Raw genomic sequence first — 25062 nt, forward strand, 5'->3', positions numbered from 1 at the left:
ACCTATGCCCCGCCGCCTTCCGGGGCAACAGCGCCAGATTGCCCGACGAAGGCGGTTGTGCCAGAACGGGGCATGGCGAGACGGGTTCCCAGGCTTCTGATCCTCGATTGTGACGGCGTGTTGATCGACAGCGAGATCATCAGCGCCCGTATGCTGGTTGCCGAACTGTCGCGCCTGGGTGTGCAGATCGACCTGCCCTATGTGTCGCAGCATTTCCTTGGCCGCAGCTATCCGACCGTCATGGCGACGATCCGGCGCGAATTCGGGCTGGATCTGCCCCCAGAATTTGAAACCCGCTACCGCGAGGCGCTGCTGGAGGCGTTCGGCCGCGAGCTGAAGATCATGCCGGGTGTTGCGGACATGCTGGATGACCTGTCGGTCCCGACCTGTGTCGCCACCTCCTCCAGCCCGCGGCGGGTGGAAATGTCCTTGCGGCTGGTGGGGCTGTGGGACCGGCTGGCGCCGCATATCTTCACCGCATCCGAAGTGTCGCGCGGCAAGCCCGCACCTGACCTGTTCCTGCATGCCGCTGCGCGGATGGGCGCCGCGCCGCAAGACTGCCTTGTGATCGAGGACAGCCTGACCGGCGTGCGCGCGGCCCTTGCAGCAGGGATGGAGGTCTGGCGTTTCACCGGCGGCAGCCATATGGGCCCCGATACACCGCCCGAACCCGAAGATGCGCGCCCGCATCATCGCTTTGCCTCTTTCGGCGATTTCTACCGGATCGCCCCCGACCTACGGAGCACGCCATGAGCCGCGCCGAACCCGAGACCTCACCACAGGACGATGCCGCGCGGGCGGCCTGGCTTTACTACGTCGGGGGCATGACGCAGGACCAGATCGCGGGTGAACTGGGCATCAGCCGCCAGCGGGCGCAGCGGCTGGTCAGCCGGGCGATGGCGGAGGGATTGATCCATGTGCGGCTGAACCACCGCATCGCCGCCTGTCTGGATCTGGAAACCGCGCTGAAGGACAGGTTTGGCTTGATGCGCTGCCGCGTGGTGCCCTCTCTGGGGGCGGGGGCCGATCCGGTCACCGCCATCGGCAGTGCTGCCGCCGCTGAGATGGAACGCTTCCTGCGCATGCCTGATCCGCTGGTCATCGCTCTTGGCACCGGGCGGGCGCTGCGCGGCATGGTGGATGCGCTGACCCCGATGGAGGCAGAACAACATCGCCTCGTATCGCTGATTGGCAATATCGCCCCCGATGGCTCGGCCAGCTTCTTCGACGTGGTGATGCGGATTGCCGACAAGGTGCGCGCGCCCCATTACCCGATGCCGGTGCCGGTGATCAGCCCCACCCCGGAGGAACGCGCCGCCTTCCACGCGCTTGCCCCGGTGCAGCGGGTGGTGGAGCTTGCGCGCAAGGCCGATGTCGTGGTCGTAGGCGTCGGGCAGATGTCCGACGACGCGCCGCTGCTGGCCGATGGATTCGTCAGCCGGGCGGAACTGGACGAGATGCAGGCGGCGGGTGCCGTCGGCGAGGTCGCGGGCTGGGTTTTCGATTCGGCGGGCAATTACCTTGATCTGGGCACCAACCGTCGTACGGGCGGGGTGCGGGTGACACCGGGGCTGGATCGGCCCGCCGTCGGTATCGCTGCGGGCGCAAGCAAGGTCCCGGCGATCATCGGCGCGATGAAATCGCGCATAATCAACAGTCTGGTGACAGACGAAGCCACCGCGACGGCCATTCTGGACCGCCCGTAAGCCTTGTTTCATTCGCATTTGCGGCGAATCCGGGGGCTTGACGGTAACGCCATCATGTGAGCAATTACCCATAGTGCGATGATTTGCTCATCGCATACAGGGAGGATCACTGATGAACATGACACTCCGCGCCATGCTTGGCGCGACGGTTTCGCTTACGCTCGCGGGTGCCGCGCTGGCTGAAACCACGATCACCGTCGCCACCGTGAACAACGGCGACATGATCCGCATGCAAGGGCTGATGGACGACTTCAACACCAAGCACCCCGACATCAAGGTCGAGTGGGTAACGCTGGAAGAAAACGTCCTGCGCCAGAAAGTCACCACCGACATCGCCACCAAGGGCGGCCAGTTCGACGTCATGACCATCGGCACCTATGAGGCGCCGATCTGGGGCAAGCAGGGCTGGCTGGTGCCACTGAACGATCTGCCCGCCGATTATGACGTGGACGATCTGCTGCCTGCCATCCGTGGTGGCCTGACCGTTGACGGCAATCTGGTCGCGGCACCGTTCTACGGTGAAAGCTCGATGGTGATGTATCGCACCGACCTGATGGAGAAGGCCGGGCTGACCATGCCTGACGCCCCCACTTGGGACTTCATCAGGGAAGCCGCCGAGAAGATGACCGACAAGGCCGGCGAGGTCTATGGCATCTGCCTGCGCGGCAAGGCCGGCTGGGGCGAGAACATGGCCTTCCTGACCGCCATGTCCAATTCCTTCGGGGCCAAGTGGTTCGACATGGACTGGAAACCCCAGTTCGACCAGCAGCCCTGGAAGGACACGCTGACCTTCTATCTGGACCTGATGAACAACTACGGCCCGCCCGGCGCGTCGAACAACGGATTCAACGAGAACCTCGCGCTGTTCCAGCAGGGCAAGTGCGGCATGTGGATCGACGCGACCGTTGCGGCGAGCTTCGTGACCAATCCGAAGGATTCGACCGTGGCCGACAAGGTCGGCTTTGCGCTGGCGCCCGACAAGGGGCTGGGCAAGCGCGGCAACTGGCTCTGGGCCTGGAACCTCGCCATCCCGGCGGGCACCCAGAAGGAAGAGGCTGCCAAGACCTTCGTCGCCTGGGCAACCTCGAAAGAGTATCTGGCTCTGGTCGCCGAGAAAGAGGGCTGGGCCAACGTGCCGCCCGGCACCCGCACCTCGCTGTATGAGAATGCCGAATACCAGAAAGTGCCGTTTGCCAAGATGACGCTGGAAAGCATCAACGCGGCCGACCCGACCCATCCGACCGTGGATGAGGTGCCTTATGTCGGCGTGCAGTTCGTGGCGATCCCGGAATTCCAGGGCCTTGGCACCGCTGTCGGCCAGATGTTCTCGGCCGCGCTGGCGGGTACCACCTCGGCGGATGATGCACTGGCACAGGCGCAGGCCATGGTGACCACGGAAATGACCCGCTCGGGTTATATCAAGTAAGGAACGCCTGTCGTTCCTCCCTGGGCGGGGCCGGCCCTCTCACATCCGCTGGCCCCGCCGCTTCATTCCCCTCCGACATTCAGGAAACGCCATGGCAACCGAACATTCGCGGACGGCGGCGCGCCTCATGGTCTCTCCCGCGGTCATCCTGCTGTTCCTGTGGATGATCGTTCCTCTGGGCATGACCATCTATTTCAGCTTCCTGCGCTACAACCTGCTGATGCCCGGCATGGAAAGCTGGACCGGCTTTGACAATTATTACTACTTCATCACGCAACACGCCTTCTGGGATGCGCTGATAAACACGTTGCTGCTGGTGGGGGGCGTGTTGCTTATCACCGTCGTCGGTGGTGTGGCACTGGCGTTGCTGCTGGACCAGCCGTTCCGGGGACAGGGCATCGTGCGCGTCATGGTGATCGCGCCCTTCTTCGTGATGCCCACCGTTTCGGCGCTGGTCTGGAAGAACATGTTCATGAACCCCGTGAACGGCATGTTCGCCCATATCGCCAAGGCGTTTGGCTTGCAGCCCTTCGACTTCCTGTCCCATGCGCCGCTGGCCTCGATCATCCTGATCGTCGCGTGGAGCTGGCTGCCCTTTGCCACCCTGATCCTGCTGACCGCCCTGCAAAGCCTTGACCGCGAGCAGATGGAGGCGGCCGAGATGGACGGCGCAAGCTGGCTGAACCGCTTCATCTATCTGACGGTGCCGCATCTGACGCGGTCGATCACCGTGGTCGTGCTGATCCAGACCATCTTCCTGCTGTCGGTCTTTGCCGAAATCCTTGTCACCACCAACGGCGGCCCCGGCACGGCTTCGACCAACCTGCCCTACCTAGTCTATGCGCAATCGCTGCTGAACTATGACGTGGGCGGCGGCAGCGCGGGCGGCATCATCGCCGTGATCCTGGCCAATATCGTTGCGATCTTCCTGATGCGGATGATCGGCAAGAACCTGGAGACCTGAGCCATGTCGCGCAAATCTACCGCCACCCGGCAGGCCGTCGTCACGGTCGCGGCCTGGACCATCGGCTTCCTGATCTTCTTTCCGATCCTCTGGACCATCATCCTCAGCTTCAAATCCGAGGGCGACGCCATCAAGGCGCCGCTGGATGTGCTGACCTCGACCTGGACGATGGAAAGCTATCACGAGGTGCAGGAACGCTCGAACTACCTGAAGCATTTCTGGAACTCGGTCGTCCTGTCGCTGGGTTCCACCCTGCTGGCGCTGTTGATCGCCATTCCGGCCGCCTGGTCAATGGCCTTCGTGCCCGGCAAACGCACCAAGGATCTGCTGATGTGGATGCTGTCGACCAAGATGATGCCCGCCGTGGGCGTGCTGGTGCCGATGTATCTGATGTTCCGCGATTTCGGCCTCCTGGACACCCGCATCGGGCTGGTCGTGGTGCTGACGCTGATCAATCTGCCGATCGTGGTCTGGATGCTTTACACCTACTTCAAGGAAATCCCCGGCGAGATCCTTGAGGCCGCGCGGATGGACGGCGCCAACCTGCGGTCGGAAATCCTTTACATCCTGACGCCGATGGCCGTGCCCGGCATCGCCTCGACCCTGCTTCTGAACATCATCCTGGCCTGGAACGAGGCGTTCTGGACCCTGCAACTGACCACTTCGAACGCGGCGCCGCTGACCCAGTTCATCGCCAGCTATTCGTCGCCCGAGGGGCTGTTCTACGCAAAACTCTCGGCGGCCTCGACCATGGCCATCGCGCCGATCCTTATCCTCGGCTGGTTCAGCCAGAAACAACTCGTCCGCGGCCTGACCTTCGGCGCGGTGAAGTGAGGTAACCCATGGGACAGATTACCCTTTCCTCGATCACGAAAAGCTTCGGCGACGTGAATGTCATCCCGCCGCTGGATCTGACGATCAACGATGGCGAATTCGTGGTTTTCGTCGGACCCTCGGGGTGCGGCAAATCCACCCTGCTGCGGCTGATCGCCGGGCTCGAGGACATCTCCTCGGGCAAGATCGAGATCGACGGACGCGATGCGACCGATGCCGCCCCGGCCGAACGCGGCCTTGCGATGGTGTTCCAAAGCTACGCGCTTTACCCGCATATGTCGGTCAGGAAGAACATCGCCTTCCCGCTGAAGATGGCGAAGATGCCGCAGGCCGAACAGGACCGGAAGGTTGAAAATGCGGCGCGTATCCTCAACCTCTCCAGCTATCTGGATCGCCGTCCGGGGCAGTTGTCGGGCGGTCAGCGCCAGCGCGTCGCCATTGGCCGCGCCATCGTGCGCGAACCGGCGGCTTTCCTGTTCGACGAGCCGCTGTCGAACCTCGATGCGGCGCTGCGCGTCACGATGCGGCAGGAAATCAGCGAGCTGCACCAGACGCTGAAAACCACGATGATCTACGTCACCCACGACCAGGTGGAAGCCATGACCATGGCCGACAAGATCGTGGTGCTGAACGCGGGCCGGATCGAACAGGTGGGTTCCCCGCTGGAGCTGTATCGCAGCCCGCGCAACCTGTTTGTCGCAGGCTTCATCGGCAGCCCGAAGATGAACTTCATCACCGGAGCCGAGGCCGACAGGCACGGCTGTGCCACCCTTGGTGTGCGGCCCGAACATCTGGAAGTCACGGCGGATGGCCCGTGGAAGGGCGTGATCGGGCTGGCGGAGCATCTGGGGTCGGATACCTTCCTCAAGGTCGCGGTGGAAGGCGTGGGCGATCTGACGGTGCGGGTCCCGGGTGAACGCGGGTTGCATCATGGCCAGACCATCAGCCTTCTGCCGCCCGCCGACAAACTTTACCGCTTCGACGCCAACGGGATGGCACTTTGATGCGGCTGGCGGGGAAAACGGCCCTGATCACCGGGGCAGCACGCGGCATCGGGCTGGAGTTCGCCCGCGCCTATATCGCCGAGGGCGCGACGGTGACGCTGGCCGACGTCCATGCGGCTGCCGCCGAAGCCGCAGCGGCGAAGCTTGGTCCGCAGGCCCATGCGGTGCAGATGGATGTGACCGATCAGGCCAGCATCGAGGCCGGCTTCGCCACCGCCATCGCGCGGATGGGCAAGCTCGACATCCTTGTAAACAACGCGGCGCTGTTCACCGCCCAGCCCATCGCTGACATCACCCGCGCCGATTACGACCGCATCTTCGCGGTCAATGTGGCGGGCACACTGTTCTGCATGCAGGCGGCGGCGCGGCACATGATCGACCGGGGCGAAGGCGGCAAGATCATAAACATGGCCAGTCAGGCCGGGCGGCGCGGCGAAAGCCTTGTGGCGGTTTATTGCGCCTCGAAAGCCGCCGTCATCAGCCTGACGCAAAGCGCAGGGCTGAACCTGATCGCCCATGGTATCAACGTCAATGCCATCGCCCCCGGCGTGGTGGACGGTGAACATTGGGATCATGTGGACAGCCTGTTCGCCCGCTTTGAAGGCAAGCCCCCCGGCCAGAAGAAACGCGAGGTCGGCGCCGCCGTGCCCTTCGGGCGCATGGGCACGGCGCAGGATCTGACGGGTATGGCGATCTTCCTCGCCACGCCGGAAGCCGATTACATCGTCGCCCAGTGCTTCGGCGTGGACGGCGGAAACTGGATGGCCTGACCATGACTGTAGAAACTCCGCGCTACGACCGCAGCAAGCTGACCCCCGGCATCGTCCATATCGGGCTGGGCAATTTTCACCGCGCGCATATGGCCGTCTATCTGGACGACCTGTTCAACCTCGGCCTCGGGCATGACTGGGCGATCCTCGGCGCCGGGGTGCGCGCGCCGGATGCAAAGATGCGGGATGCGCTGAAGGGGCAGGATTGCCTTTCAACGGTGATCGAGCTTGATCCGGCAGGAAAGACCTGCCGTCGTGTCGGCAGCATGATCGACTTCCTGCCAGTCGAAGCGGGCAATGCCAGCCTGATCGCCGCGATGACCCAGCCCGAAATCCGCATTGTCAGCCTGACGGTGACGGAGGGCGGCTATTTCATCAACGCGGCCACTGGCCAATTCGACCCCGCCGCACCCGAGATCATGGCCGATGCCGCAAATCCCGACGCGCCGGGCACCGCCTTCGGCGCCATCGTCGCGGCGCTGAAGGCCCGGCGGGCGGCGGGCGTGCCGCCCTTCACCGTCATGTGCTGCGACAACCTGCCGGGCAACGGCCATGTCACCCGCGCCGCCGTGGTCGGCCTTGCCCGCCTGTCGGACCCCGAGCTTGCTGGCTGGATCGACACGCATGTCGCCTTCCCCAATGCGATGGTGGACCGCATCACCCCCGCCACCGGCCCGCGCGAACGCACCATGGCGGCGAGCTTCGGTCTGGCAGACGATCCGGTGCCGGTGACGTGTGAGCCGTTCCGGCAATGGGTGGTGGAAGACCATTTCCCCGCAGGCCGCCCGCCGCTGGAACAGGTGGGTGTCACCTTCTCTGACCATGTTCATGCCTATGAGATGATGAAGATCCGCATCCTTAACGGCGGACACGCGATCATCGCCTATCCGGGCGGGCTGATGGACATTGAATATGTGCATGAGGCAATGGCGCATCGGCTGATTTCCGCCCTGCTGGACAAGGTGGAGCGCGAGGAGGTCATCCCTTATGTGCCGCTGGTACCCGATACCGATATCCCGGCCTATTTCGATCTGATCCGCGCGCGCTTTGCCAATCCGGAGGTGGCGGATACCGAACGCAGGCTCTGCCTCGACGGGTCCAACCGGCAGCCGAAGTTCATCATCCCCTCGGTGCGTGATGCGCTGGCGGCGGGGCGTCCGGCGCGGGGGCTGGCGCTGGTTTCGGCGATGTGGTGCCGGTATTGCGCGGGCCGCACCGACAGCGGCGCCGAAATCGCACCCAACGACCCGAACTGGGACGTGCTGCAAGGGCTTGCCCGGCAGGCGCAGGAACAGCCGTATGTCTGGCTGGAACAGCGCACGATCTATGGCGATCTGGCCGACCATGCGGGATTCGCGGCGGATTTCGCGCATTGGCTGCGCAGCCTTGCGACACAGGGCACCGAAGCGACGCTGCGCGCCTATCTGGCAAGCTGAACAACGCCCTGCCTCCCCTGATCAGGGGATGCTTTGGCCCAAGACACTTGCCCGTCCGCCCGGCATCGCGTTACGCTTTAAAGACCCCGGCAGGCCCGGGGTCTTCCAGTTCAGTTCTATCGCGATGCATTGATCCGAAGGCCTTGCCTTTTCCACCCGCCATGAAGGGGGACCAGAATGCCGATCAGAGACATGGCCCATAGCTGGCTCACATCCGACGATACTTCTGTGACGCTGGGCGAAGCCGATGATTTCGTATCCGGCGGCCGGATGATCCCGTTCGAACTGGAACGGGTCTGGACTGGCAGCTGGTATGACTACCGGATCGCCACCCCCACCTTCAACGGCCGGTTCACCGTCGATCTGGGCGCGGGTGACGATGTGTTCCAGGTCAGCAGCGGCGATGATGACGTAGAAGGCGGCGCAGGCTTCGACCTGCTGGATTTCCGCATCGACACCTTTGCAGAGGGTGAGCTTTATGGATGGGAGTTCGATCTGCCCTATCCGCGTTACTACGCCAATGTCGATCTGGCCGCCGGAACTGCATCCTGGCAGGGCCGTGACATCGTGCAGGAAGAATCCTCGACGATCTGGGACAACGGCAAGGCCGTGGGCACCAAGCATTTCAGCTTTTCGATCACGAACTGGGGTGGCTACACCGACAGTCTCCGCAACTTCGAGGCCGTGATCGGATCGGAAGGCAATGACATCATCAGCGGCAGCGATGGCGAGGTGGAGTTCTACGACCTCAGCGAGGGCGGCAGCGATACGGTCAACGGGCGTGGGGGGATCGACTGGATCGGTTATGGCCGGGGCTCTGGCGGCTCGCTTTTCCCCGATGACCTCACAGCGATCCGCGCGGACCTGAAGGCGGGCACCGTGCAGACCCGCGGTGGCTATTACGAGGATTACGCAACCATCGTCACCTCGCTGAAGGGGATCGAGAATATCCTGGGGTCACCCAACAAGGACATCATCAAGGGTGACAACAAGGCCAATGCGATCTCGGGCGGGCTGGATGACGACACGCTGGACGGGCGGGGCGGTGTCGATACGCTGGTGACCGAATTTCACCTGACCGACGCCTTTGACGATCTGCTGGAAACCTCGTGGGAGGCCTTTAACGGCGAACGCCCCGACCCGAATCTGGGGGTTGAAGTCGATCTGGCGGAGGGCTTTGCCAGGGATGGCAACGACGCAGACTCGATCCGTAACTTCGAGAATGTCACCGGCACATCGCGCAATGACACCATCGCGGGCGACCACAAGGGAAACCTGCTGGAAGGCGGCAAGGGGGCTGACCTGCTGTCCGGTGCGGCGGGCAAGGATACGCTGGATGGCGGCGAGGGTGTCGATACCCTGACCGGCGGTGACGGCAAGGATGTCTTTGTCATCACGCCGGGGGCCACCAACGGGCCAGACAAGATCACCGATTTCACCTTTGGCACCGATGCACTCAGCATCAGGCAACCCGCCGCGACAGGAGTTTCCGCAATGATCAAGCTGGGTGGCAATCTGATCAAGCTGATGGACGGGCTGGAAGGGTATCTCAACACCAGCGGCAAGAACATCATTGTCAGCGATGCGACCAAGACCGCGCTGGTCGAACTATCGAACGGTGTGGCTCAGCTTGCGACCCATCTGACCGACACGATTATCAAGCCGACGGACAAGAGCATCGGCACCTCGGGCGATGATGTGCTGGTGGGCAAGGCTGCGGCGGACAAGCTGGTCGGTCTGGATGGCAACGATGTATTGCGCGGCAATGGCGGCAATGACGATCTTTCGGGCGGCGCGGGCAAGGACCGGCTGCTGGGCGGATCTGGCAACGATGTGCTGTCCGGCGATGCGGGCAATGACGTTTTGTTCGGTGACGAAGGCAATGACCGCCTCTCGGGCGGCGACGGCGCGGATGAACTGCGCGGCGGGGCCGGGGCGGATACGCTGGAAGGCGGGGCGGGCAACGACACGCTGATCGGCGGCGCGGGCAAGGACCGTTTCATCTTCGGCCAGAACGGCGGCGTCGACCGGATCGAGGGCTATGAGCGCGGCGATGTGCTGGATATCTCCGGCTTCGCCCAGATCGGGCTGAAACCGTCGCGCGGCGATCTTGCGATCGAATGGGCCAACAAGGCGCAGCGCATCGCGCTGGTGACGCTGGACGATCCGCTGAGTTCCAAGGACATCGCGCTGTTCGAGGTGGAACTGGGCAAGAAGGACACGCTCAGTTCTTTCCTCGACAATGCGAATTTCGCCTTCAAGGGCGGGCTGGCCACCATCTTTGCCGATCTGGGCGATGCGATCACCAAAGGCACCAGCAAGATCAACCATATTGTCGGCAGTGTCGGGCAGGATGTGCTGCGCGGTCTGGGCGGCAATGACATTCTGGAAGGCAATGCCGGCAACGACAAGATCGACGGCGGCGCGGGCGATGACCAGATTTCCGGCGGCACAGGAAACGACCGGCTGATAGGGGGGGCAGGCAATGACAAGCTGGTCAGCGACGCGGGCAATGACACGCTGGACGGCGGCGACGGCAATGACATGCTGGTCGGCGGCACCGGCAAGCTGTTGCTGCGCGGCGGCGCGGGCAACGACACGCTGGTCGCCAATGGCGGCACGACACAACTGGTAGGCGGCGAGGGCGAGGATACTTTCGTGCTCAGCAAGGATGCCCTGACGAAGGGCAAGATCGACCTCGTGGATTTCAACCCCGATGAAGACCGCCTGCTGATCGACCCGTCGCTGGATCTCGAAAAGATGAACCTGACCATCAAGAACAATCTGATGACCATCGAAAGTCTGAACGAGGCTTTCCAGATGCGGGCAGACCTGTGGGATGACATCCTCGGCAGCATCCGATAATGCCTGCGCCGATTTCACCGATTGATCCGCCTTCCCCGGCTGCCTATAACGCGGCAACCGCTGCCGAGGGAGGTTTCCATGTCGTTCCGCGCCCGTCATCTGCTCGGCATCGAACACCTCGCCCCTGACGAGATCCGCAGCGTTCTGGATCTGGCCGAACGCTATGTCGATCTGAACCGGCGCACCGTCAAAAGCTCTGACGCGCTGGAGGGGATGACCCAGATCAACATGTTCTTCGAAAACTCGACCCGCACGCAGGCGAGTTTCGAGCTGGCGGGCAAGCGTCTCGGCGCCGATGTGATGAACATGAGCGTTGCGCAGTCCAGCGTGAAGAAGGGCGAGACGCTGATCGACACAGCGCTGACGCTGAACGCGATGCACCCTGACCTGCTGGTGGTGCGGCATCCGAACTCCGGCGCGGTCAACCTTCTGGCCAGCAAGGTGAATTGCGCTGTGCTGAACGCAGGCGACGGCAAGCATGAACATCCGACACAGGCCCTGCTGGATGCGCTGACCATCCGTCGCGCGAAGGGCCGCATCCAGCGGCTGACCGTGGCGATCTGCGGCGACATCGCGCACAGCCGGGTGGCGCGATCGAACCTGATCCTTCTGGGCAAGATGGAAAACCGCGTGCGGCTGATCGGCCCCCCGACGCTGATGCCCTCGGGCGTGGCCGAATTCGGCTGCGAGGTGTTTGACGACATGCGCGAGGGGCTGAAGGGCGCCGATGTGGTGATGATGCTGCGGCTTCAGAAGGAACGGATGGATGGCGGCTTCATCCCCTCAGAACGCGAATATTATCACCGCTACGGGCTGGACGGGGAAAAGCTGTCGGTTGCCGCGCCGGATGCCATCGTCATGCACCCCGGCCCGATGAACCGCGGGGTGGAGATCGACGGAGAGCTGGCCGACGACATCAACCGCAGCGTGATTCAGGATCAGGTCGAGATGGGCGTCGCGGTGCGCATGGCCTGCATGGACCTCCTGGCCCGCAACCTGCGTGCCGAACGCGGCGCGAAGGCGGCGGAGACCATGGTATGACCGATGGCCCCGCCCGCGACAGCCTGTTTCGCGGCCCGCATCCGCTGGCCGAAGGTGAGCGGCTGGTGGAGACCTTTCGCGCTGACCGCACGGTCTACTGGCGCAACACCCTGATCCTTGTGGTGGTTTTCGGCACGCTGGCCGGGGCCGCGCTGCTGGCGCTTGGCAACCCCTATCCATGGATCGGGCCGGTCGCGGCGGTGCTGGCGCTGGGCCTGCGGTCGGCCTGGCTCGCCTCCGAGGCGCTGGCGGCGGAATGGCGGCTGACCGACCGGCGGCTTTTGGGCCCCGCCGGGCAGGCGATCCCGCTGGGTGATATCGCCGATGTGAAGCCGGTGTTCGGCGATCTGGTCGTCATCACCCGCTCGGGCGAGAAATTCCTGATGAAATACCTGCGCGACGGCGCCGCCACCCGTGCGCGGATCGAAGCGGCACGGGGCGGGCGGGCATGACCGATTTGCAGCCGGGCGAGCGTATCCTGTGGGAAGGGCGGCCCGAGCCGGGCGGCCTTCTGGATGTCTCGCGGCCCGGCGAAATGATCTTTGGCCTCGCCTTCATCGCTTTTTCGCTCTTCTGGATGACCAAAGCGATGGAACAGGGCGCCTTCTGGCTGTTCGGCCTGCCCTTTCTGTTTGTCGGCCTGAAACTTGCGTTCTGGCGGGCCTATCAGCCGCGCCTGCGGGCAAAATTCGCGCGCTACACGCTGACCGACCGCCGCGCCATCGCGGCGATGCACTGGCCGCTGTCCGGTGTGCGGGAGCAGGTGCTGACCCTGACCCCGGCGACCATCGTCGACAGTGACGGCGAACCCGCCACGATCACCCTGCGCCAGCAGATGACCGGCCCGCGCGGCGCAGTGACCGAAAGCCTGATCTTCGACCGTATCGACGAAAGTGCGCAGGTGCTGGCGCTGATCCGGCAGGTGCAAAGGGGGGCTGCATGAAACCCGATCCGAACCGCAAGCCCACCAAAGAGGAAATGCGCGCCGGCGGCATGGTGGCCGTCGCTGTTCTGGTCTTCCTCGGGCTTTTCACACTCGTTTTCGTGCTGGGGTCCGGCTGATGCCCGCCCCTGCATTTCAATCCTACCCCCGGAGGGCATGACATGACCCTGCATTTCACCAATGCCCGCCTGATCGACCCCGAGGCGCTGACCGATGCGCCCGGCAGCCTGACGCTGCGCGGCGGGCAGATTGTCGCGGTGAACGAACCTGCGCCCGAAGGGGCCGAGATCGTGGATTGCGGCGGCAAATGCCTTGCGCCCGGTATCGTGGATCTTGGCGTCAAGATCGGCGAGCCGGGCGAACGGCACCGCGAAAGCTTTCGATCCGCCGGGCTGGCGGCGGCGGCGGGCGGGGTGACGACAATCATCGCACGCCCCGATACCGCGCCCGCCATCGACACGCCCGAGGTGCTGGAATTCGTGACGCGCCGCGCGGCCGAAGCCAGCCCGGTGCGCATCCGCCACATGGCCGCGCTGACCAAGGGCCGTCAGGGCCACGAGATGACCGAGATCGGCTTTCTTCTGGATGCGGGCGCGGTTGCCTTCACCGATGCCGATGCGGTCAGCACCGATACCAAGGCGCTGGGGCGGGCCTTCACCTATGCCCGCAGCCTTGGCGCGCTGGTGATCGGCCATCCGCAGGAACCCGGCCTGTCGAAAGGCGCCGCCGTGACCAGCGGCAAGTTCGCCTCGTTGCGCGGTCTGCCGGGTGTGCATCCGATGGCGGAACGCATGGGCTTTGACCGCGACATCGGCTTGGTCGAGATGACCGGCGTGCGCTATCACGCCGACCAGATCACCTGCGCCCGCACCCTGCCCGCGCTGGAACGCGCGCGGAAGAACGGGTTCGACGTGACGGCAGGGGTGTCGATCCATCACCTGACGCTGAACGAGATCGACGTGGGCGACTATCGCACCTTCTTCCGCATGACCCCGCCGCTGCGGTCCGAGGAGGACCGTCTGGCCATGGTCGAAGCGGTGGGGTCGGGGCTGATCGACGTGATCTGTTCCATGCACACCCCTGCCGACGAAGAAAGCAAGCGCCTGCCCTATGAAGAGGCCGCATCGGGCGCTGTCGGGCTTGAAACCTTGCTGCCCGCCGCAATGCGCCTTTACCACGCCGGGCACCTGAGCCTGCCGCAATTGTGGCGCGCACTCAGCCTCAACCCCGCGCGGCGTCTGGGCCTGCCGCAGGGCAGGCTGGCAACGGGCGCCCCCGCCGATCTGGTGCTGTTCGACCCGGATGCGCCCTTCGTGCTGGACCGTTTCACCCTGCGCTCCAAGTCAAAGAACACCCCCTTTGACGGGCAGCGGATGGAGGGTAAGGTGCTCGCCACATGGGTGGGCGGCACCCGTGTCTTTGCGGCAGGAGAATAACGCATGCCGGGCCTGACGACCGATCCCACGACACTGTTTCTGGTTGCCTTCTTTGCCTATCTGCTCGGGTCGGTACCCTTTGGTGTGGTCATCACGCGCCTGATGGGGCTGGGTGACCTGCGGCAGATCGGTTCGGGCAATATCGGTGCAACCAATGTCCTGCGCACCGGCAACAAGGGGGCCGCAGCGGCAACCCTGCTGCTGGATGGAGCCAAGGGGGCGGTGGCGGTGCTGATCGCGCGGACCGTGGCGGGCGAGGACGCGGCGCAGCTTGCCGGTCTGGCGGCCTTTCTGGGCCACCTGTATCCGGTGTTCCTGAACTTCAGGGGCGGCAAGGGTGTGGCAACCTTTCTGGGCGTCCTGCTGGCACTGGCCTGGCCCGTCGGCCTTGCCTGCTGTGCCACCTGGCTGGCGGTTGCCATCCTCGCCCGGATTTCTTCACTGTCGGCGCTGGCCGCAGCGGCGAGTTCGACCATCTGGATGCTGGTTCTGGGTCAGGGCCAGATGCTGTTTCTGGGCATGATCCTGACGCTTCTGGTGTTCTTCCGCCATGCAGCCAACATCCAGCGGCTGCGCACCGGGACGGAACCGAAGATCGGCAAGAAGTGAGGCATCGGGGCGCAGGCCCCGCGCCCCGGCTCGTCACACCACGCGCGCAGCCTGATAGAGCGGCGCGAGGCCGCCGCCCCATTCCCCGTGATAGGCGGCAAGGAAGCGATCTGCCTGCACCTGCCCGCTGCCAAGGCTTTGCATCAGGGGCGCCAGCAGGCGCTCCTCGCCCAGACCGCGCGCGGCAAGTCCGGCATGCGACAGGCCCACGGTGGCATGTGCAAGGTCAATCAGCTTCACGCCATTCGCCTCACCCGCCAGTGCGGAAACGGAAGCCGCAACCCGCAGCCCCTCGCGCGTTTCCGCATCGAAGCCTTTCACCAGATCCCATGCGGCATCCAGCGCGGCATCGTCATACATCAGCCCGACCCAATAGGCGGGCAGTGCCACGATATGCGGCTGATCGCCACAATCGGCGCCGCGCATCTCGATGTATTTCTTCACCCGCGCTTCGGGGAAAACGGTGGTCAGATGGTCCGCCCAATCCGACAGCGTGGGCTTTTCGCCCGGCAGCGCCGGCAGTTCACCGCGCAGGAAATCGCGGAAGCTCTGGCCCAGCGCATTGATGTATTTGCCGTCGCGGTAGACGAAATACATCGGCACATCCAGCACCCAATCGACATAGCGCTGAAAGCCCATGCCGGGTTCAAAGGCGAAGGGCAGCATGCCGGTGCGCGCGTCATCAAGGCCCCGCCAGATGCGTGAACGCCAGGACCGATGGCCGTTCGGCTTGCCATCAAAGAACGGCGAGGAGGCGAAGAGCGCCGTCGCCACGGGTTGCAGCGCCAGCGCGACGCGCAGCTTCTTCACCATGTCGGCCTCAGAAGCGTAATCGAGGTTCACCTGCGTCGTCGAGGTGCGATACATCATCTGCGTGCCATGGGTGCCGACGCGGCCCATGTACTCGGTCATCAGCCGATAACGCCCCTTGGGCATCACCGGCATCTGGTCATGGGTCCATTCCGGCGCGGCACCCAGGCCAAGGAAGCCAACGCCCCAGCCCTCGGTCACGGCGCGCACCTCGTCGAAGTGGTTCTGCAATTCGGCGGCGGTGTCGTGCAGGCTGGCCACCGGGGCGCCCGAAAGCTCGAACTGGCCACCCGGCTCCAGCGAGATATTGGCGCCGTTACGGCTGAGGCCGATGATATGCTCGCCTTCCAGCACAGGCTGCCAGTTGAAACGGTCGCGCAGCCCTTCCAGCAGCGCCTTTACCGAATGCGCACCATCATAGGGCAGCGGCAGGTGGCTGTCGGTCAGGAAGCCGAATTTCTCGTGCTCGGTGCCGATGCGCCATTCGGCTTTCGGTTTGCAACCCGAGGCGAGGTATTCGGCCAGTTGCTCGAACCGCTCGATGGGGCCGCCACCGGATTGAGGAATGGACATGGGGAAGGCTCCGTTCGATGCGGGTCGGGCGCTAACAGGTGGCGCGCGTTCGCGGTCAAGTCAAGGCACGCCGCGCAGGGCGATGCCAGATGACAGGCCCGAGCGTATCTGTCGCAGAGGCAGGCAGGCCGCCTGACGCGGCGCCCCCTATGGGGGCGAGGGCAGCAACAAGAGCATGGCTGTCCATCCCCGGCAGAGCCGAGAAGGCATCGAACAGACGTTCGGCACCGCTGGCATCCACCGGCACCAGCAGCGCCTGACCATCCGCCTGTTTCAGCCGCCAGAAACGTCGCCCGCCGCGCGCAAGCAGTCGCAACTCGACCAGTTCGCGCAGTGAAACCGCACCACCGCCGGTCGGGCCGAAATAGGTGATCTGGCTTTCGTCCAGCTCCACCAGCCCCGGACCGATACTGTTCTGCCGGAACCGCGCGCGGCGCAGGGCGAGGATGAGGAAGGCCGTGCCCGCCGCCGCAAGCGCCAGCCCCAGCGGCCCAAAGACCCAGCCACCGCGACCGGCAAGCCACAGGCCGAAGAGGCCCAGCGCGACGGCAAAACCGCTTTCGCGCCAGCGGGAGAGCGTGGCCAGAGCCTCGGGGCGAATCACTTCCAGTCTCCCAAGGCCGACTGCCACAGCGTCAGCGCCGCGAGCGCCGCCGTCTCGGCACGCAGGATGCGGGGGCCAAGGCTTGCCTCCACCACCTGCGGCAGGGCGGCAAGCTTTGCACGCTCACGGTCGGAAAAGCCGCCCTCGGGGCCGATCAGGATGGCCCAAGGCCCGGCGGGTTGCCCGGCCAGCGCGGTGGCGACACCCGCCTTCGCTTCATTGCACCACAGGAGGCGACGTCCGGCAGGCCAGCCCGCAAGAAGCCGGTCGAGCGGTTGCAGCTCGGCCACCTCGGGCACGAAAGTCGCGCCGCATTGCTCCGCCGCCTCGACCGCATGGGCCTGCTGACGATCCGCCCGCAGCCGTTCGGAATTGGTGAAGTGAGTCTGCACCGGCAGGATGCGCGCCACGCCGAGTTCCACCGCCTTTTCCACGATGAAATCGGTGCGCGCCTTTTTCACCGGGGCAAAAACCAGCCACAGATCCGGCGGCGCCTGCAAGGGCCGGGTCTGCGACTGGCAGACCAGCCGCCCGCCGCGCTTGCCCGCCTCGGCCACCTCGGCCAGCCATTCGCCATCCCGGCCGTTGAACAGCAGCACCAGCGCGCCGGGTTGCAGCCGCATCACGGCGAACAGATAGCGTGCCTGATCCTCGGTCAGCGGAACCGATTGCCCCCCGGCAAGAGGGTGGTCTACATAAAGCCTGATCTTCGCATCTGCCATGACAGGCCAAACCTATGACCGAGCGCGCCAAAACGCCAGAGGCCCAAGCAAGCGTCGCCGATGCGCCGAAGGGGAACTGGGTCGATCTTTACGCCCCCGCTGCGCTGCGCCCCTATCTGCGGCTCAGCCGGGCCGACAGACCCATCGGGACGTGGCTGCTGCTTCTGCCCTGCTACTGGGGCCTGTGGCTGGCGGCTGCCGCCGATCCCGCGGGCATCGGCTGGCGCGATCTGTGGATCTTCGCGGGCTGCACGATTGGCGCAGCCGTCATGCGGGGCGCTGGCTGCACATGGAACGACATCACCGACCGCGAGTTTGATGCGGCTGTGGCGCGCACCCGGTCGCGCCCCCTGCCCTCCGGTCAGGTCAGCGTGCGGCAGGCCGTGGCCTGGATGACGCTGCAATGCCTGATCGGGGCGGCGATCCTGTTCACCTTCACCCCTATGGCCATCGCGCTGGGGGTGGCCTCGCTGGCGCTGGTGGCGATCTATCCCTTCGCCAAGCGGTTCACCTGGTGGCCGCAGTTCTTTCTTGGCCTCGCCTTTAACTGGGGCACACTGGTGGCCTGGGCCGCCCATACCGGCAGCCTGAGCCTGCCGCCGGTCATCCTGTGGGTGGCGGGCATCCTGTGGACGCTGTTCTACGACACGATCTATGCGCATCAGGACAAGGAGGACGACGCGCTGATCGGCGTCAAATCCACCGCGCGGCTGTTCGGCGATGACAGTTCGCGGCTCTGGCTGACACGCTTCCTGATCGGATCGGTCAGCCTCGCGGCGCTGGCCGTCATCGCGGCACTGATCGAGGCCGGATCGGTCTGGCCGATGGCGCTGGGGTTGCTGGGGGTGATGTTGTTCGGCTGGCACCTGCGCTGGCAACTGGCGCGGCTGGATACCACCGACACCGAAAACTGCCTGCATCTCTTCCGGTCGAATCGCGATGCAGGGCTGATTCTTGCGCTGTTTCTTGCCGGTGCGGCGACGGTCTGATTGATCCGTTCGTCCCGGCACCCTAAGGAAGCAACAACATAAAGGTTCCGAAGGCCCACCGATGAGATTACGCACCCCGCTCCTGACGACGGCCGCTTTTGTCGGCGGGGGGGTGGTTTCCATCGTGATCGCCTGGACAGCCGCCATGCTGATCGAGAACCGGACAGAGGCGGCGGTGCGGTCACAACTGCTGACCGCCGGCATGACATGGACCCATGTGCGCACGACGGGGCTTCAGGTTCGCCTGTCGGGTGAAGCGCCGAACGAGGCCGCGCGGTTCCGGGCGGTCAACCTTGTCGGCGCAGTGGTCGATTCTTCGCGCGTGCGTGACCGGATGTCAGTGGCCCCGGTGCGTGCGATCGAGGCGCCGCGCTTTTCGGTGGAAATGCTGCGCAATACCGACGGGCTTTCGGTTATCGGGTTGCTGCCCGCTTCGGTGCGGCTGAACCCGGCCGATCCCGAACCGGAAGCCGCCGATCAGTTGCTGCGCGACGAGGTTTCAGCCATCGCAGGCGATTTGCCAGTATCGGACATGCTGGAAACCGCCGCATTTCCGGCGCCTGAGCGGTGGTCCGAGGCGCTGGCCTTCGGAACCGAAGCGCTGAAACTGCTGCCACGCTCCAAGATCTCGGTCGCGGCGGATCGGGTGGCGGTGACGGCAATTTCCGACAGCGACGCGCAGAAACGGCGGCTGGAAACCGAACTGGCCAAGATCAGGCCCGCAGGGCTGGAGGTTGTGGTCGAGATTTCGGCACCGCGCCCGGTGCTGACGCCCTTCACCCTGCGGTTCATCAAGGATGCCGAGGGCGCACGCTTTGACGCCTGTTCCGCCGACACTGACCGCGCGCGTGACCGCATCCTGCGCGCTGGCACGGCGGCGGGCGTGCAGGGCACCTCGATCTGCACCGTGGGTCTGGGTGTGCCGACCCCCAGTTGGGCCGAAGCGGTAGAAGCCGGGATCAAGGCGGTGGAGGCTTTGGGCGGTGGCAGCATCACCTTCTCCGACGCCGATGTCACGCTGCTGGCGGAACCGGGCGCCTCGCAGGCAACCTTCGATCAGGTGGTGGGCGAATTGCAGACCGCGCTTCCCGCCGTCTTCTCGCTGAAATCCACCCTGCCGCCGAAACCCGATGCCAAGGCGCAGGGCCCAGCCGAATTTACCGCCACGCTGTCGCCCGAGGGGCGGGTGCAGTTGCGCGGCCGCCTGACCGATGCGCTGCTGAAATCGGCGGTCGACAGCTACGCCCGCGCGCGGTTCGGGGCCGATCAGGTTTATACCGCAACACGCTTCGACGAGGATCTGCCCGATGGCTGGCCCGTGCGCGTTCTGGCCGGGCTGGAGGCGCTGGCCGAACTGCATGACGGCAGGCTGACCGTGCGCGCCGATACGGTGGACCTGACCGGGGTCAGCGGCAATCAGGGCAGCCGGGCGCGGGTGTCGCAGATCCTGTCCGGCAAGCTGGGTCAGGGCCAGTCTTTCCGCGTCAATGTGCGCTACGACGAGGCGCTGGACCCGTTCGCCGCCCTGCCCAGCCCGCAGGAATGTGCAGCCGAGCTGAACAAGGCGGTGGCCACCAGCAAAATCAACTTTGCCCCCGGTTCCGCCGAGATTGATGGGCCGACAGGCGAAACGATGGAAGCTCTGGCCAAGATCCTGCTGGGCTGCCCGGTGATGAAGCTGGAAATCGCCGGTCATACCGACGCGCAGGGATCGACCGAGGGGAACCTCGCGCTCAGCCAGGCGCGGGCCGAGGCGGTGCTGCTGGCGCTGCAAGGGCGGCGCGTCGACATCAGCGGCATGGTGGCCAAGGGCTATGGCGAAGGGCTGCCGATTGCCGACAACGGCACCGAGGAAGGGCGCGAGGCGAACCGCCGCATCGAATTCACACTGCTGGAAACTGCCGCACCGGCCGAAGCTGCCGAGGAAGATCAGGTCGAGGCCACCGCCGAGGCGGCAGAAGGTGAAGCCGCGCCGGAATCCGCACCTGCCGCTTCCGCCGGGGAGGACGGCCCGGATTTCTCGAATGATACCAGCCCTTCGATCGCCCCGAAGGAAATCACCACAAGGCCGAAACCCCGGCCCGCACAGAACAACTGACCGATGACGACCCGAGCTTGAGGACCGCACAGCATGAACCGCAATGAATTCGTCATCGTCTCGGCCGTCGTTCTGATGCTGGCCTTCACTCTGGGCTGGTTCGCCAACTGGCTGGTGCACCGCTTCCGTCGCGTCTCGGCCGCCGATATGGGTGAGCTGGAGCGTCTGGCGCAATCGCTGCACGAGGCCGAGGAAACCCGCGATCAGGCGATTATCTATCTGGAACAGCGCGAGGCAGAGCTGAGCAACCAGATAGCCCAGACCGAGGCGGAACTGCGCGCCGCGATGGAAGGGCTGCGCGATGCCCGGCACGAGGCCGAGGAAATGCGCGCTTATATCGAGCGGATGCATTCCAACGGCTGACCGCTACGCGGTGATTTTTGATCAAAACATGCGGAATCCACCGGAAACCGTCGTTGCCGAACTGGACAGCGGCGGCGCAAAGGAGTTTCCTGCGCGCGACCCGAATGAGGAGGCTTCCATGCTTGATTCCGTGACCGACCTGCGCGCGCTGCTGAAAGACCCGTCGCTGCTGGCGACCCAGGCTTATGTTGCCGGGGAATGGATCGACGCCGATGACGGCAGCACCTTCGAAGTGACGAACCCCGCCCGTGGTGATGTGATCTGCACTGTGCCGAACCTTGGCCGCGCCGAAACCGCGCGCGCCATTGCCGCCGCCGAAAAGGCGCAGAAGGAATGGGCCGCCCGCACCGGCAAGGAACGCGCCGCCGTAATGCGCAAGTGGTTCGAGCTGATGATGGCGAACCAGGACGACCTTGGCGCGATCCTGACCGCAGAAATGGGCAAGCCGCTCGCCGAGGCGAAGGGCGAGATCGCCTATGGCGCCAGCTTCATCGAATGGTTCGGCGAAGAGGCCAAGCGCATCTATGGCGAAACCATTCCTGGCCACCAGCGCGACAAGCGCATCACTGTGATCAAGCAGCCCATCGGGGTTGTCGGCTCGATCACGCCGTGGAACTTCCCGAATGCGATGATCACCCGCAAATGCGGCCCGGCCATCGCGGTGGGCTGTGGCTTCGTCGCCCGCCCTGCGGCGGAAACTCCGCTGTCGGCGCTGGCGCTGGCGGTGCTGGGCGAACGCGCCGGGCTGCCGAAGGGCCTTTTTTCGGTCATCACCTCGAAACGCGCCTCGGACATCGGCAAGGAGTTCTGCGAGAACCACGCCGTCCGCAAGCTGACCTTCACCGGCTCAACCGAGGTGGGCCGCATCCTGCTGCGTCAGGCGGCGGATCAGGTGATGAAATGCTCGATGGAGCTCGGCGGCAACGCACCCTTCATCGTGTTCGACGACGCTGATCTGGACGCGGCGGTCGAAGGCGCGATGATGTCGAAGTTCCGCAACAACGGCCAGACCTGCGTCTGCGCCAACCGCATCTATGTGCAGGCTGGCGTCTATGATGCATTCGCCGAAAAGCTCGCCGCCGCCGTGCGCAAGCTGAACGTCGGCGACGGGCTGAAGGACGGGGTGACCACCGGGCCGCTCATCAACATGGGTGCGGTCGAGAAGGTCGAGGAACACATCTCCGACGCGCTCGGCAAGGGCGCACAGATCGTCACCGGCGGCAAGCGTCACGATCTGGGTGGCACCTTCTTCCAGCCGACCGTGGTGGCCAATGTCACCGACGAGATGCTGGTGACGAACGAGGAAACCTTCGGCCCGCTGGCGCCGCTGTTCAAGTTCGAGACCGAGGACGAGGTGATCGCCAAGGCCAATGCCACGATCTTCGGCCTTGCCTCGTATTTCTACGCCCGCGACATCGGCCGCATCACCCGCGTGCAAGAGGGGCTGGAATACGGCATCGTCGGCGTGAACACCGGCATCATCTCGACCGAGGTGGCCCCCTTCGGTGGCGTCAAGCAATCCGGCCTTGGCCGCGAGGGCTCGCATCACGGGATGGAGGATTATCTGGAGATGAAATACATCTGCCTCAGCATCTGATCCGCCCGGATCTTTCGCAGGCGGCCGTCGGGGCAACCCGGCGGCCGTTCGCATTCAGGGCGCATCGCCCAGCGTAATCTCCACCGCGCGGGCATAGGTCATGTCGGCATCGAACCGGCCTTCCTTCAGGAAAAGCACGGTCTGGGCGATGACCTCGGGGCTGAGCATCATGAAAGTATGGGTCACCGGCAGGGTGATATGCGCCTTCATACCTGCCACCTTGGTCGAGGCGACGGAAACCTTGCCATCGTCGCGCCCCGTGATGATCGAGGAATAGATCGGGTTCAGCGAACGGTTGCCTGCGATCACGCCCAGTTCGTAATCCGGCAGCGGCAGGGCACGCGGCACCGATCCGGCGCCGGTGCCCAGCTCCAGCCCGGCGGGGCCGTTCAGCCATTCAAAGGCACCAATCTGGCCGAAGGCATCCACCAGTTCAGAGCCGTGGTTGGGCGGCGCCAGCATGACGACACGCCCCATCACCTCGGGCTTGTGATCCTTCAGCCAGACGCGCGCCAGAATGCCACCCATCGAATGCGTGACGAAATGCACCGGGCCGGGCGCGCATTGCGCGACACCCTCGCCCACCAGCGGGGCCAGATCGCGGATCGGCGCCTCGGTCGAGGGATAGCCCTCGTTCACCACCTGATAGCCCTGGGCCTCCAGCGCCTCCTGCATCGCCAGAAGCGAAGCCTCGCTGCGGGCAAGGCCGTGCAGCAGCACGACGCAATCAGCCTGCACCGCACTGGCGGTCAGACTGGTTGCAAGGGCAAGGCTCAGGACAAGATCGCGGCGCAGGCTCATGCGGCGGAGCATGGACAAAGCCGCGTGCATCGGCAAGGCTCGATCCATGAAAACCCCGTGTCCCCGTCTCGCCGTTCGTGCCCTCATCCTGCATGAAAACCGCCTTTTGCTGGTCAATGCCTGGGGCGGCGGCGTGTCCGACCTGTGGTGCGCGCCCGGCGGTGGCGTGGAACGCGGCGCCTCGCTGCCCGACAACCTGATCCGTGAAGTGCATGAGGAATGCGGGCTGACCGTCACTGTGGGCGAGGTGGCACTGGTAAACGAGTTCCACGATCCGAACGGGCCGTTTCATCAGGTGGACGTCTATTTCCGCTGCACCATCGTCGCGGGCGACCTGCGGGCGGACTGGCGCGACCCCGAGGGCGTGGTGACCGAGCGCCGCTTCTTCGCCCGCCACGATCTGGCGCATATCCGCTACAAGCCCGACAGCCTGCCGGTCGCCGCATGGGATGGTGGCGTGACCTATGACCCGCTGGAGCCGATCATCCGATGAGCCGCGCTTTCGTCAAGGAAGATACCAATGATCTGGCGCCGCTGCCCGACCTGCCGGTGTCACCGCATCCGAATTACCTCACCCCGCGCGGGCTGGCGGCCTTGCAGGCGCGGCTTTTGGCGGTGCAGGCAGAACTCGCCCAGTTGCGCGCGCGGGCAGAGCGGCTGGACCGGCTGCCCGAGGCGGCGGCGGAGCGGGACATCCGCTACCTTGAGGCCCGACTGCGCAGTGCCATCCTGATTGATCCGGCCAGCCATGGCACGACCGAAGTTGCCTTTGGCCATCGCGTGACAGTGGCGGATGAGGACGGCGCGGAGGTGGCTTATGAAATCACCGGCGAGGATGAGGCCGATGCCGCACTTGGCCGCATCGCCCCGCAATCGCCGCTGGCGCGGGCGCTGATCGGGGCGCGGGTCGGCGATGTGGTGACATGGCGCCGCCCGGCCGGGGCGGTGGAACTGGAAATCCTGAAGATCGAGGTGCCCGATGATCCGTGATCTGGACCCGCAGACCGACCTTGCGGCGGTGGAGGCGCTGTTCCGCGCCGCCGCAGATTATGTCGATCTGGAAAGCGGCGCGGCGGTCGATGGCTCGCAGGCCGCCAGTTTCTTCACCGATGCCCCGCCCGGGATCGACCCGGCGACCAGCCTGCGTCTCGGGATGTTTGCCGCCGACCGGCTGATCGGCAAGGTGGATGTCGCCTTCGGCTATCCCGAGGCCGGAGACGCCTATATCGGCCTCATGGTCTTTGCGCCAGAGGCACGCGGCTCCGGCCAGGGCGTGCGGCTGCTGCGCGAGGTCGAGGCGCGTGCCAGGGCGCGCGGCGCCACAAGGCTGTTCATCGCGGCGCTGGATGCGAATGCGAAGGGCCGCGCCTTCTGGGCACGCGAAGGATTTCAGCCCGATCAGGTTTTCCCCGACCGGGACTATGGCGCGCGGCGCCATACCGTGCACCGGATGGTGAAGGCGCTCTAAGGC

26 protein-coding genes are annotated in these 25062 nt (G+C 65.0%); 22 read left to right on the forward strand and 4 right to left on the reverse strand.

Annotated elements, in window-relative coordinates:
* Positions 1-72: 72 nt before the first annotated feature.
* From IE126_RS15185 to plsY, 15 genes are all read left to right on the forward strand, one after another.
* Positions 73-753: an HAD family hydrolase gene (locus tag IE126_RS15185; protein ID WP_054301404.1), complete on the forward strand. Its 681-nt coding sequence runs from the start codon at positions 73-75 to the stop codon at positions 751-753.
* A complete protein-coding gene (locus tag IE126_RS15190) occupies positions 750-1706 on the forward strand; it encodes a sugar-binding transcriptional regulator (protein ID WP_054301405.1) in 957 nt (318 codons plus the stop codon). Before IE126_RS15185 ends, IE126_RS15190 begins: the two co-directional genes overlap by 4 nt.
* Before the next feature lie 118 nt (positions 1707-1824).
* Positions 1825-3132: an ABC transporter substrate-binding protein gene (locus IE126_RS15195; protein ID WP_054301450.1), complete on the forward strand. Its 1308-nt coding sequence runs from the start codon at positions 1825-1827 to the stop codon at positions 3130-3132.
* Positions 3133-3223: 91 nt separating this feature from the next.
* Positions 3224-4096, forward strand: coding sequence for a carbohydrate ABC transporter permease (locus IE126_RS15200; RefSeq protein ID WP_189381496.1), 873 nt, complete (start codon positions 3224-3226; stop codon positions 4094-4096).
* Positions 4097-4099: 3 nt separating this feature from the next.
* Positions 4100-4930 carry a carbohydrate ABC transporter permease gene (locus IE126_RS15205; protein ID WP_054301407.1) on the forward strand — a complete coding sequence of 277 codons (831 nt, stop codon included), beginning with the start codon at positions 4100-4102 and terminating at the stop codon, positions 4928-4930.
* An 8-nt stretch (positions 4931-4938) separates the two neighbouring features.
* Entirely contained in the window at positions 4939-5934 is a 996-nt protein-coding gene (locus IE126_RS15210; RefSeq protein WP_189381497.1) for an ABC transporter ATP-binding protein, read from the forward strand.
* On the forward strand, positions 5934-6704 hold the full coding sequence (locus IE126_RS15215; RefSeq protein WP_189381498.1) for an L-iditol 2-dehydrogenase: 771 nt from the start codon (positions 5934-5936) through the stop codon (positions 6702-6704). Before IE126_RS15210 ends, IE126_RS15215 begins: the two co-directional genes overlap by 1 nt.
* A gap of 2 nt (positions 6705-6706) precedes the next feature.
* Positions 6707-8140 (forward strand): mannitol dehydrogenase family protein, encoded by a 1434-nt coding sequence (locus IE126_RS15220; RefSeq protein ID WP_407646043.1) that lies wholly within the window; start codon positions 6707-6709, stop codon positions 8138-8140.
* A 177-nt stretch (positions 8141-8317) separates the two neighbouring features.
* The gene (locus IE126_RS15225; RefSeq protein WP_189381499.1) at positions 8318-11005 is read left to right on the forward strand and encodes a calcium-binding protein; all 2688 of its coding nucleotides are present in this window, start codon (positions 8318-8320) and stop codon (positions 11003-11005) included.
* Positions 11006-11083: 78 nt separating this feature from the next.
* Entirely contained in the window at positions 11084-12046 is a 963-nt protein-coding gene (locus tag IE126_RS15230; RefSeq protein WP_108128732.1) for an aspartate carbamoyltransferase catalytic subunit, read from the forward strand.
* A complete protein-coding gene (locus IE126_RS15235; protein ID WP_189381500.1) occupies positions 12043-12498 on the forward strand; it encodes a hypothetical protein in 456 nt (151 codons plus the stop codon). The genes IE126_RS15230 and IE126_RS15235 overlap by 4 nt, the downstream gene beginning before the upstream one ends.
* Entirely contained in the window at positions 12495-12989 is a 495-nt protein-coding gene (locus IE126_RS15240) for a hypothetical protein (RefSeq protein WP_189381501.1), read from the forward strand. The genes IE126_RS15235 and IE126_RS15240 overlap by 4 nt, the downstream gene beginning before the upstream one ends.
* Complete coding sequence (locus tag IE126_RS26280; RefSeq protein ID WP_255349794.1) at positions 12986-13108, forward strand: hypothetical protein; 123 nt, start codon at positions 12986-12988, stop codon at positions 13106-13108. The genes IE126_RS15240 and IE126_RS26280 overlap by 4 nt, the downstream gene beginning before the upstream one ends.
* Positions 13109-13150: 42 nt before the next feature.
* Positions 13151-14425, forward strand: coding sequence for a dihydroorotase (pyrC, locus tag IE126_RS15245; protein ID WP_054301415.1), 1275 nt, complete (start codon positions 13151-13153; stop codon positions 14423-14425).
* Between the two features lie 3 nt (positions 14426-14428).
* Positions 14429-15034, forward strand: coding sequence for a glycerol-3-phosphate 1-O-acyltransferase PlsY (plsY, locus tag IE126_RS15250; protein WP_054301416.1), 606 nt, complete (start codon positions 14429-14431; stop codon positions 15032-15034).
* Between the two features lie 33 nt (positions 15035-15067).
* On the opposite strand, the gene IE126_RS15255 is transcribed toward plsY, so the two are convergent.
* Genes IE126_RS15255 through IE126_RS15265 form a run of 3 tightly spaced genes read right to left on the reverse strand, consistent with a single transcriptional unit; the run spans position 15068 to position 17743 of the window.
* Positions 15068-16417, reverse strand: a complete 1350-nt coding sequence (locus IE126_RS15255) for a glutamate--cysteine ligase (protein ID WP_189381502.1) — start codon at positions 16415-16417, stop codon at positions 15068-15070.
* A 55-nt stretch (positions 16418-16472) separates the two neighbouring features.
* Complete coding sequence (locus tag IE126_RS15260) at positions 16473-17021, reverse strand: hypothetical protein (RefSeq protein WP_308429984.1); 549 nt, start codon at positions 17019-17021, stop codon at positions 16473-16475.
* Entirely contained in the window at positions 17018-17743 is a 726-nt protein-coding gene (locus IE126_RS15265) for a 16S rRNA (uracil(1498)-N(3))-methyltransferase (protein WP_189381503.1), read from the reverse strand. Before IE126_RS15265 ends, IE126_RS15260 begins: the two co-directional genes overlap by 4 nt.
* Positions 17744-17757: 14 nt before the next feature.
* Here IE126_RS15265 and ubiA point away from each other — a divergent pair, with 14 nt between their 5' ends.
* From ubiA to IE126_RS15285, 4 genes are all read left to right on the forward strand, one after another.
* Positions 17758-18732, forward strand: coding sequence for a 4-hydroxybenzoate octaprenyltransferase (ubiA, locus tag IE126_RS15270; protein ID WP_189381504.1), 975 nt, complete (start codon positions 17758-17760; stop codon positions 18730-18732).
* Positions 18733-18793: 61 nt separating this feature from the next.
* Positions 18794-20830 carry an OmpA family protein gene (locus tag IE126_RS15275; protein WP_189381505.1) on the forward strand — a complete coding sequence of 679 codons (2037 nt, stop codon included), beginning with the start codon at positions 18794-18796 and terminating at the stop codon, positions 20828-20830.
* Between the two features lie 33 nt (positions 20831-20863).
* The gene (locus tag IE126_RS15280) at positions 20864-21193 is read left to right on the forward strand and encodes a hypothetical protein (protein ID WP_054301422.1); all 330 of its coding nucleotides are present in this window, start codon (positions 20864-20866) and stop codon (positions 21191-21193) included.
* Between the two features lie 118 nt (positions 21194-21311).
* Positions 21312-22790: an NAD-dependent succinate-semialdehyde dehydrogenase gene (locus tag IE126_RS15285; RefSeq protein ID WP_189381506.1), complete on the forward strand. Its 1479-nt coding sequence runs from the start codon at positions 21312-21314 to the stop codon at positions 22788-22790.
* 54 nt (positions 22791-22844) lie between these two features.
* Here IE126_RS15285 and IE126_RS15290 read toward each other — a convergent pair whose 3' ends face one another.
* Positions 22845-23639, reverse strand: coding sequence for an alpha/beta fold hydrolase (locus IE126_RS15290; protein ID WP_229825541.1), 795 nt, complete (start codon positions 23637-23639; stop codon positions 22845-22847).
* On the opposite strand from IE126_RS15290, the gene IE126_RS15295 reads away from it, so the two are divergent.
* Genes IE126_RS15295 through IE126_RS15305 form a run of 3 tightly spaced genes read left to right on the forward strand, consistent with a single transcriptional unit; the run spans position 23602 to position 25059 of the window.
* Positions 23602-24084 (forward strand): NUDIX domain-containing protein, encoded by a 483-nt coding sequence (locus tag IE126_RS15295; RefSeq protein WP_189381507.1) that lies wholly within the window; start codon positions 23602-23604, stop codon positions 24082-24084. The genes IE126_RS15290 and IE126_RS15295 overlap by 38 nt on opposite strands.
* Complete coding sequence (locus IE126_RS15300; protein ID WP_189381508.1) at positions 24081-24581, forward strand: GreA/GreB family elongation factor; 501 nt, start codon at positions 24081-24083, stop codon at positions 24579-24581. Before IE126_RS15295 ends, IE126_RS15300 begins: the two co-directional genes overlap by 4 nt.
* Positions 24571-25059, forward strand: a complete 489-nt coding sequence (locus IE126_RS15305) for a GNAT family N-acetyltransferase (RefSeq protein WP_189381509.1) — start codon at positions 24571-24573, stop codon at positions 25057-25059. The genes IE126_RS15300 and IE126_RS15305 overlap by 11 nt, the downstream gene beginning before the upstream one ends.
* Positions 25060-25062 lie beyond the last annotated feature (3 nt).

Origin of the sequence: Gemmobacter nanjingensis (assembly GCF_014652195.1) — a bacterium.
Lineage (GTDB): Bacteria > Pseudomonadota > Alphaproteobacteria > Rhodobacterales > Rhodobacteraceae > Gemmobacter > Gemmobacter caeni.

Coding starts and splice junctions, on each gene's coding strand:
- IE126_RS15185 (WP_054301404.1), top strand. CDS start 73: ATGGCGAGACGGGTTCCCAGGCTTCTGATCCTCGATTGTGACGGCGTG.
- IE126_RS15190 (WP_054301405.1), top strand. CDS start 750: ATGAGCCGCGCCGAACCCGAGACCTCACCACAGGACGATGCCGCGCGG.
- IE126_RS15195 (WP_054301450.1), top strand. CDS start 1,825: ATGACACTCCGCGCCATGCTTGGCGCGACGGTTTCGCTTACGCTCGCG.
- IE126_RS15200 (WP_189381496.1), top strand. CDS start 3,224: ATGGCAACCGAACATTCGCGGACGGCGGCGCGCCTCATGGTCTCTCCC.
- IE126_RS15205 (WP_054301407.1), top strand. CDS start 4,100: ATGTCGCGCAAATCTACCGCCACCCGGCAGGCCGTCGTCACGGTCGCG.
- IE126_RS15210 (WP_189381497.1), top strand. CDS start 4,939: ATGGGACAGATTACCCTTTCCTCGATCACGAAAAGCTTCGGCGACGTG.
- IE126_RS15215 (WP_189381498.1), top strand. CDS start 5,934: ATGCGGCTGGCGGGGAAAACGGCCCTGATCACCGGGGCAGCACGCGGC.
- IE126_RS15220 (WP_407646043.1), top strand. CDS start 6,707: ATGACTGTAGAAACTCCGCGCTACGACCGCAGCAAGCTGACCCCCGGC.
- IE126_RS15225 (WP_189381499.1), top strand. CDS start 8,318: ATGCCGATCAGAGACATGGCCCATAGCTGGCTCACATCCGACGATACT.
- IE126_RS15230 (WP_108128732.1), top strand. CDS start 11,084: ATGTCGTTCCGCGCCCGTCATCTGCTCGGCATCGAACACCTCGCCCCT.
- IE126_RS15235 (WP_189381500.1), top strand. CDS start 12,043: ATGACCGATGGCCCCGCCCGCGACAGCCTGTTTCGCGGCCCGCATCCG.
- IE126_RS15240 (WP_189381501.1), top strand. CDS start 12,495: ATGACCGATTTGCAGCCGGGCGAGCGTATCCTGTGGGAAGGGCGGCCC.
- IE126_RS26280 (WP_255349794.1), top strand. CDS start 12,986: ATGAAACCCGATCCGAACCGCAAGCCCACCAAAGAGGAAATGCGCGCC.
- pyrC (WP_054301415.1), top strand. CDS start 13,151: ATGACCCTGCATTTCACCAATGCCCGCCTGATCGACCCCGAGGCGCTG.
- plsY (WP_054301416.1), top strand. CDS start 14,429: ATGCCGGGCCTGACGACCGATCCCACGACACTGTTTCTGGTTGCCTTC.
- IE126_RS15255 (WP_189381502.1), bottom strand. CDS start 16,417: ATGTCCATTCCTCAATCCGGTGGCGGCCCCATCGAGCGGTTCGAGCAA.
- IE126_RS15265 (WP_189381503.1), bottom strand. CDS start 17,743: ATGGCAGATGCGAAGATCAGGCTTTATGTAGACCACCCTCTTGCCGGG.
- ubiA (WP_189381504.1), top strand. CDS start 17,758: ATGACCGAGCGCGCCAAAACGCCAGAGGCCCAAGCAAGCGTCGCCGAT.
- IE126_RS15275 (WP_189381505.1), top strand. CDS start 18,794: ATGAGATTACGCACCCCGCTCCTGACGACGGCCGCTTTTGTCGGCGGG.
- IE126_RS15280 (WP_054301422.1), top strand. CDS start 20,864: ATGAACCGCAATGAATTCGTCATCGTCTCGGCCGTCGTTCTGATGCTG.
- IE126_RS15285 (WP_189381506.1), top strand. CDS start 21,312: ATGCTTGATTCCGTGACCGACCTGCGCGCGCTGCTGAAAGACCCGTCG.
- IE126_RS15295 (WP_189381507.1), top strand. CDS start 23,602: ATGGACAAAGCCGCGTGCATCGGCAAGGCTCGATCCATGAAAACCCCG.
- IE126_RS15290 (WP_229825541.1), bottom strand. CDS start 23,639: ATGGATCGAGCCTTGCCGATGCACGCGGCTTTGTCCATGCTCCGCCGC.
- IE126_RS15300 (WP_189381508.1), top strand. CDS start 24,081: ATGAGCCGCGCTTTCGTCAAGGAAGATACCAATGATCTGGCGCCGCTG.
- IE126_RS15305 (WP_189381509.1), top strand. CDS start 24,571: ATGATCCGTGATCTGGACCCGCAGACCGACCTTGCGGCGGTGGAGGCG.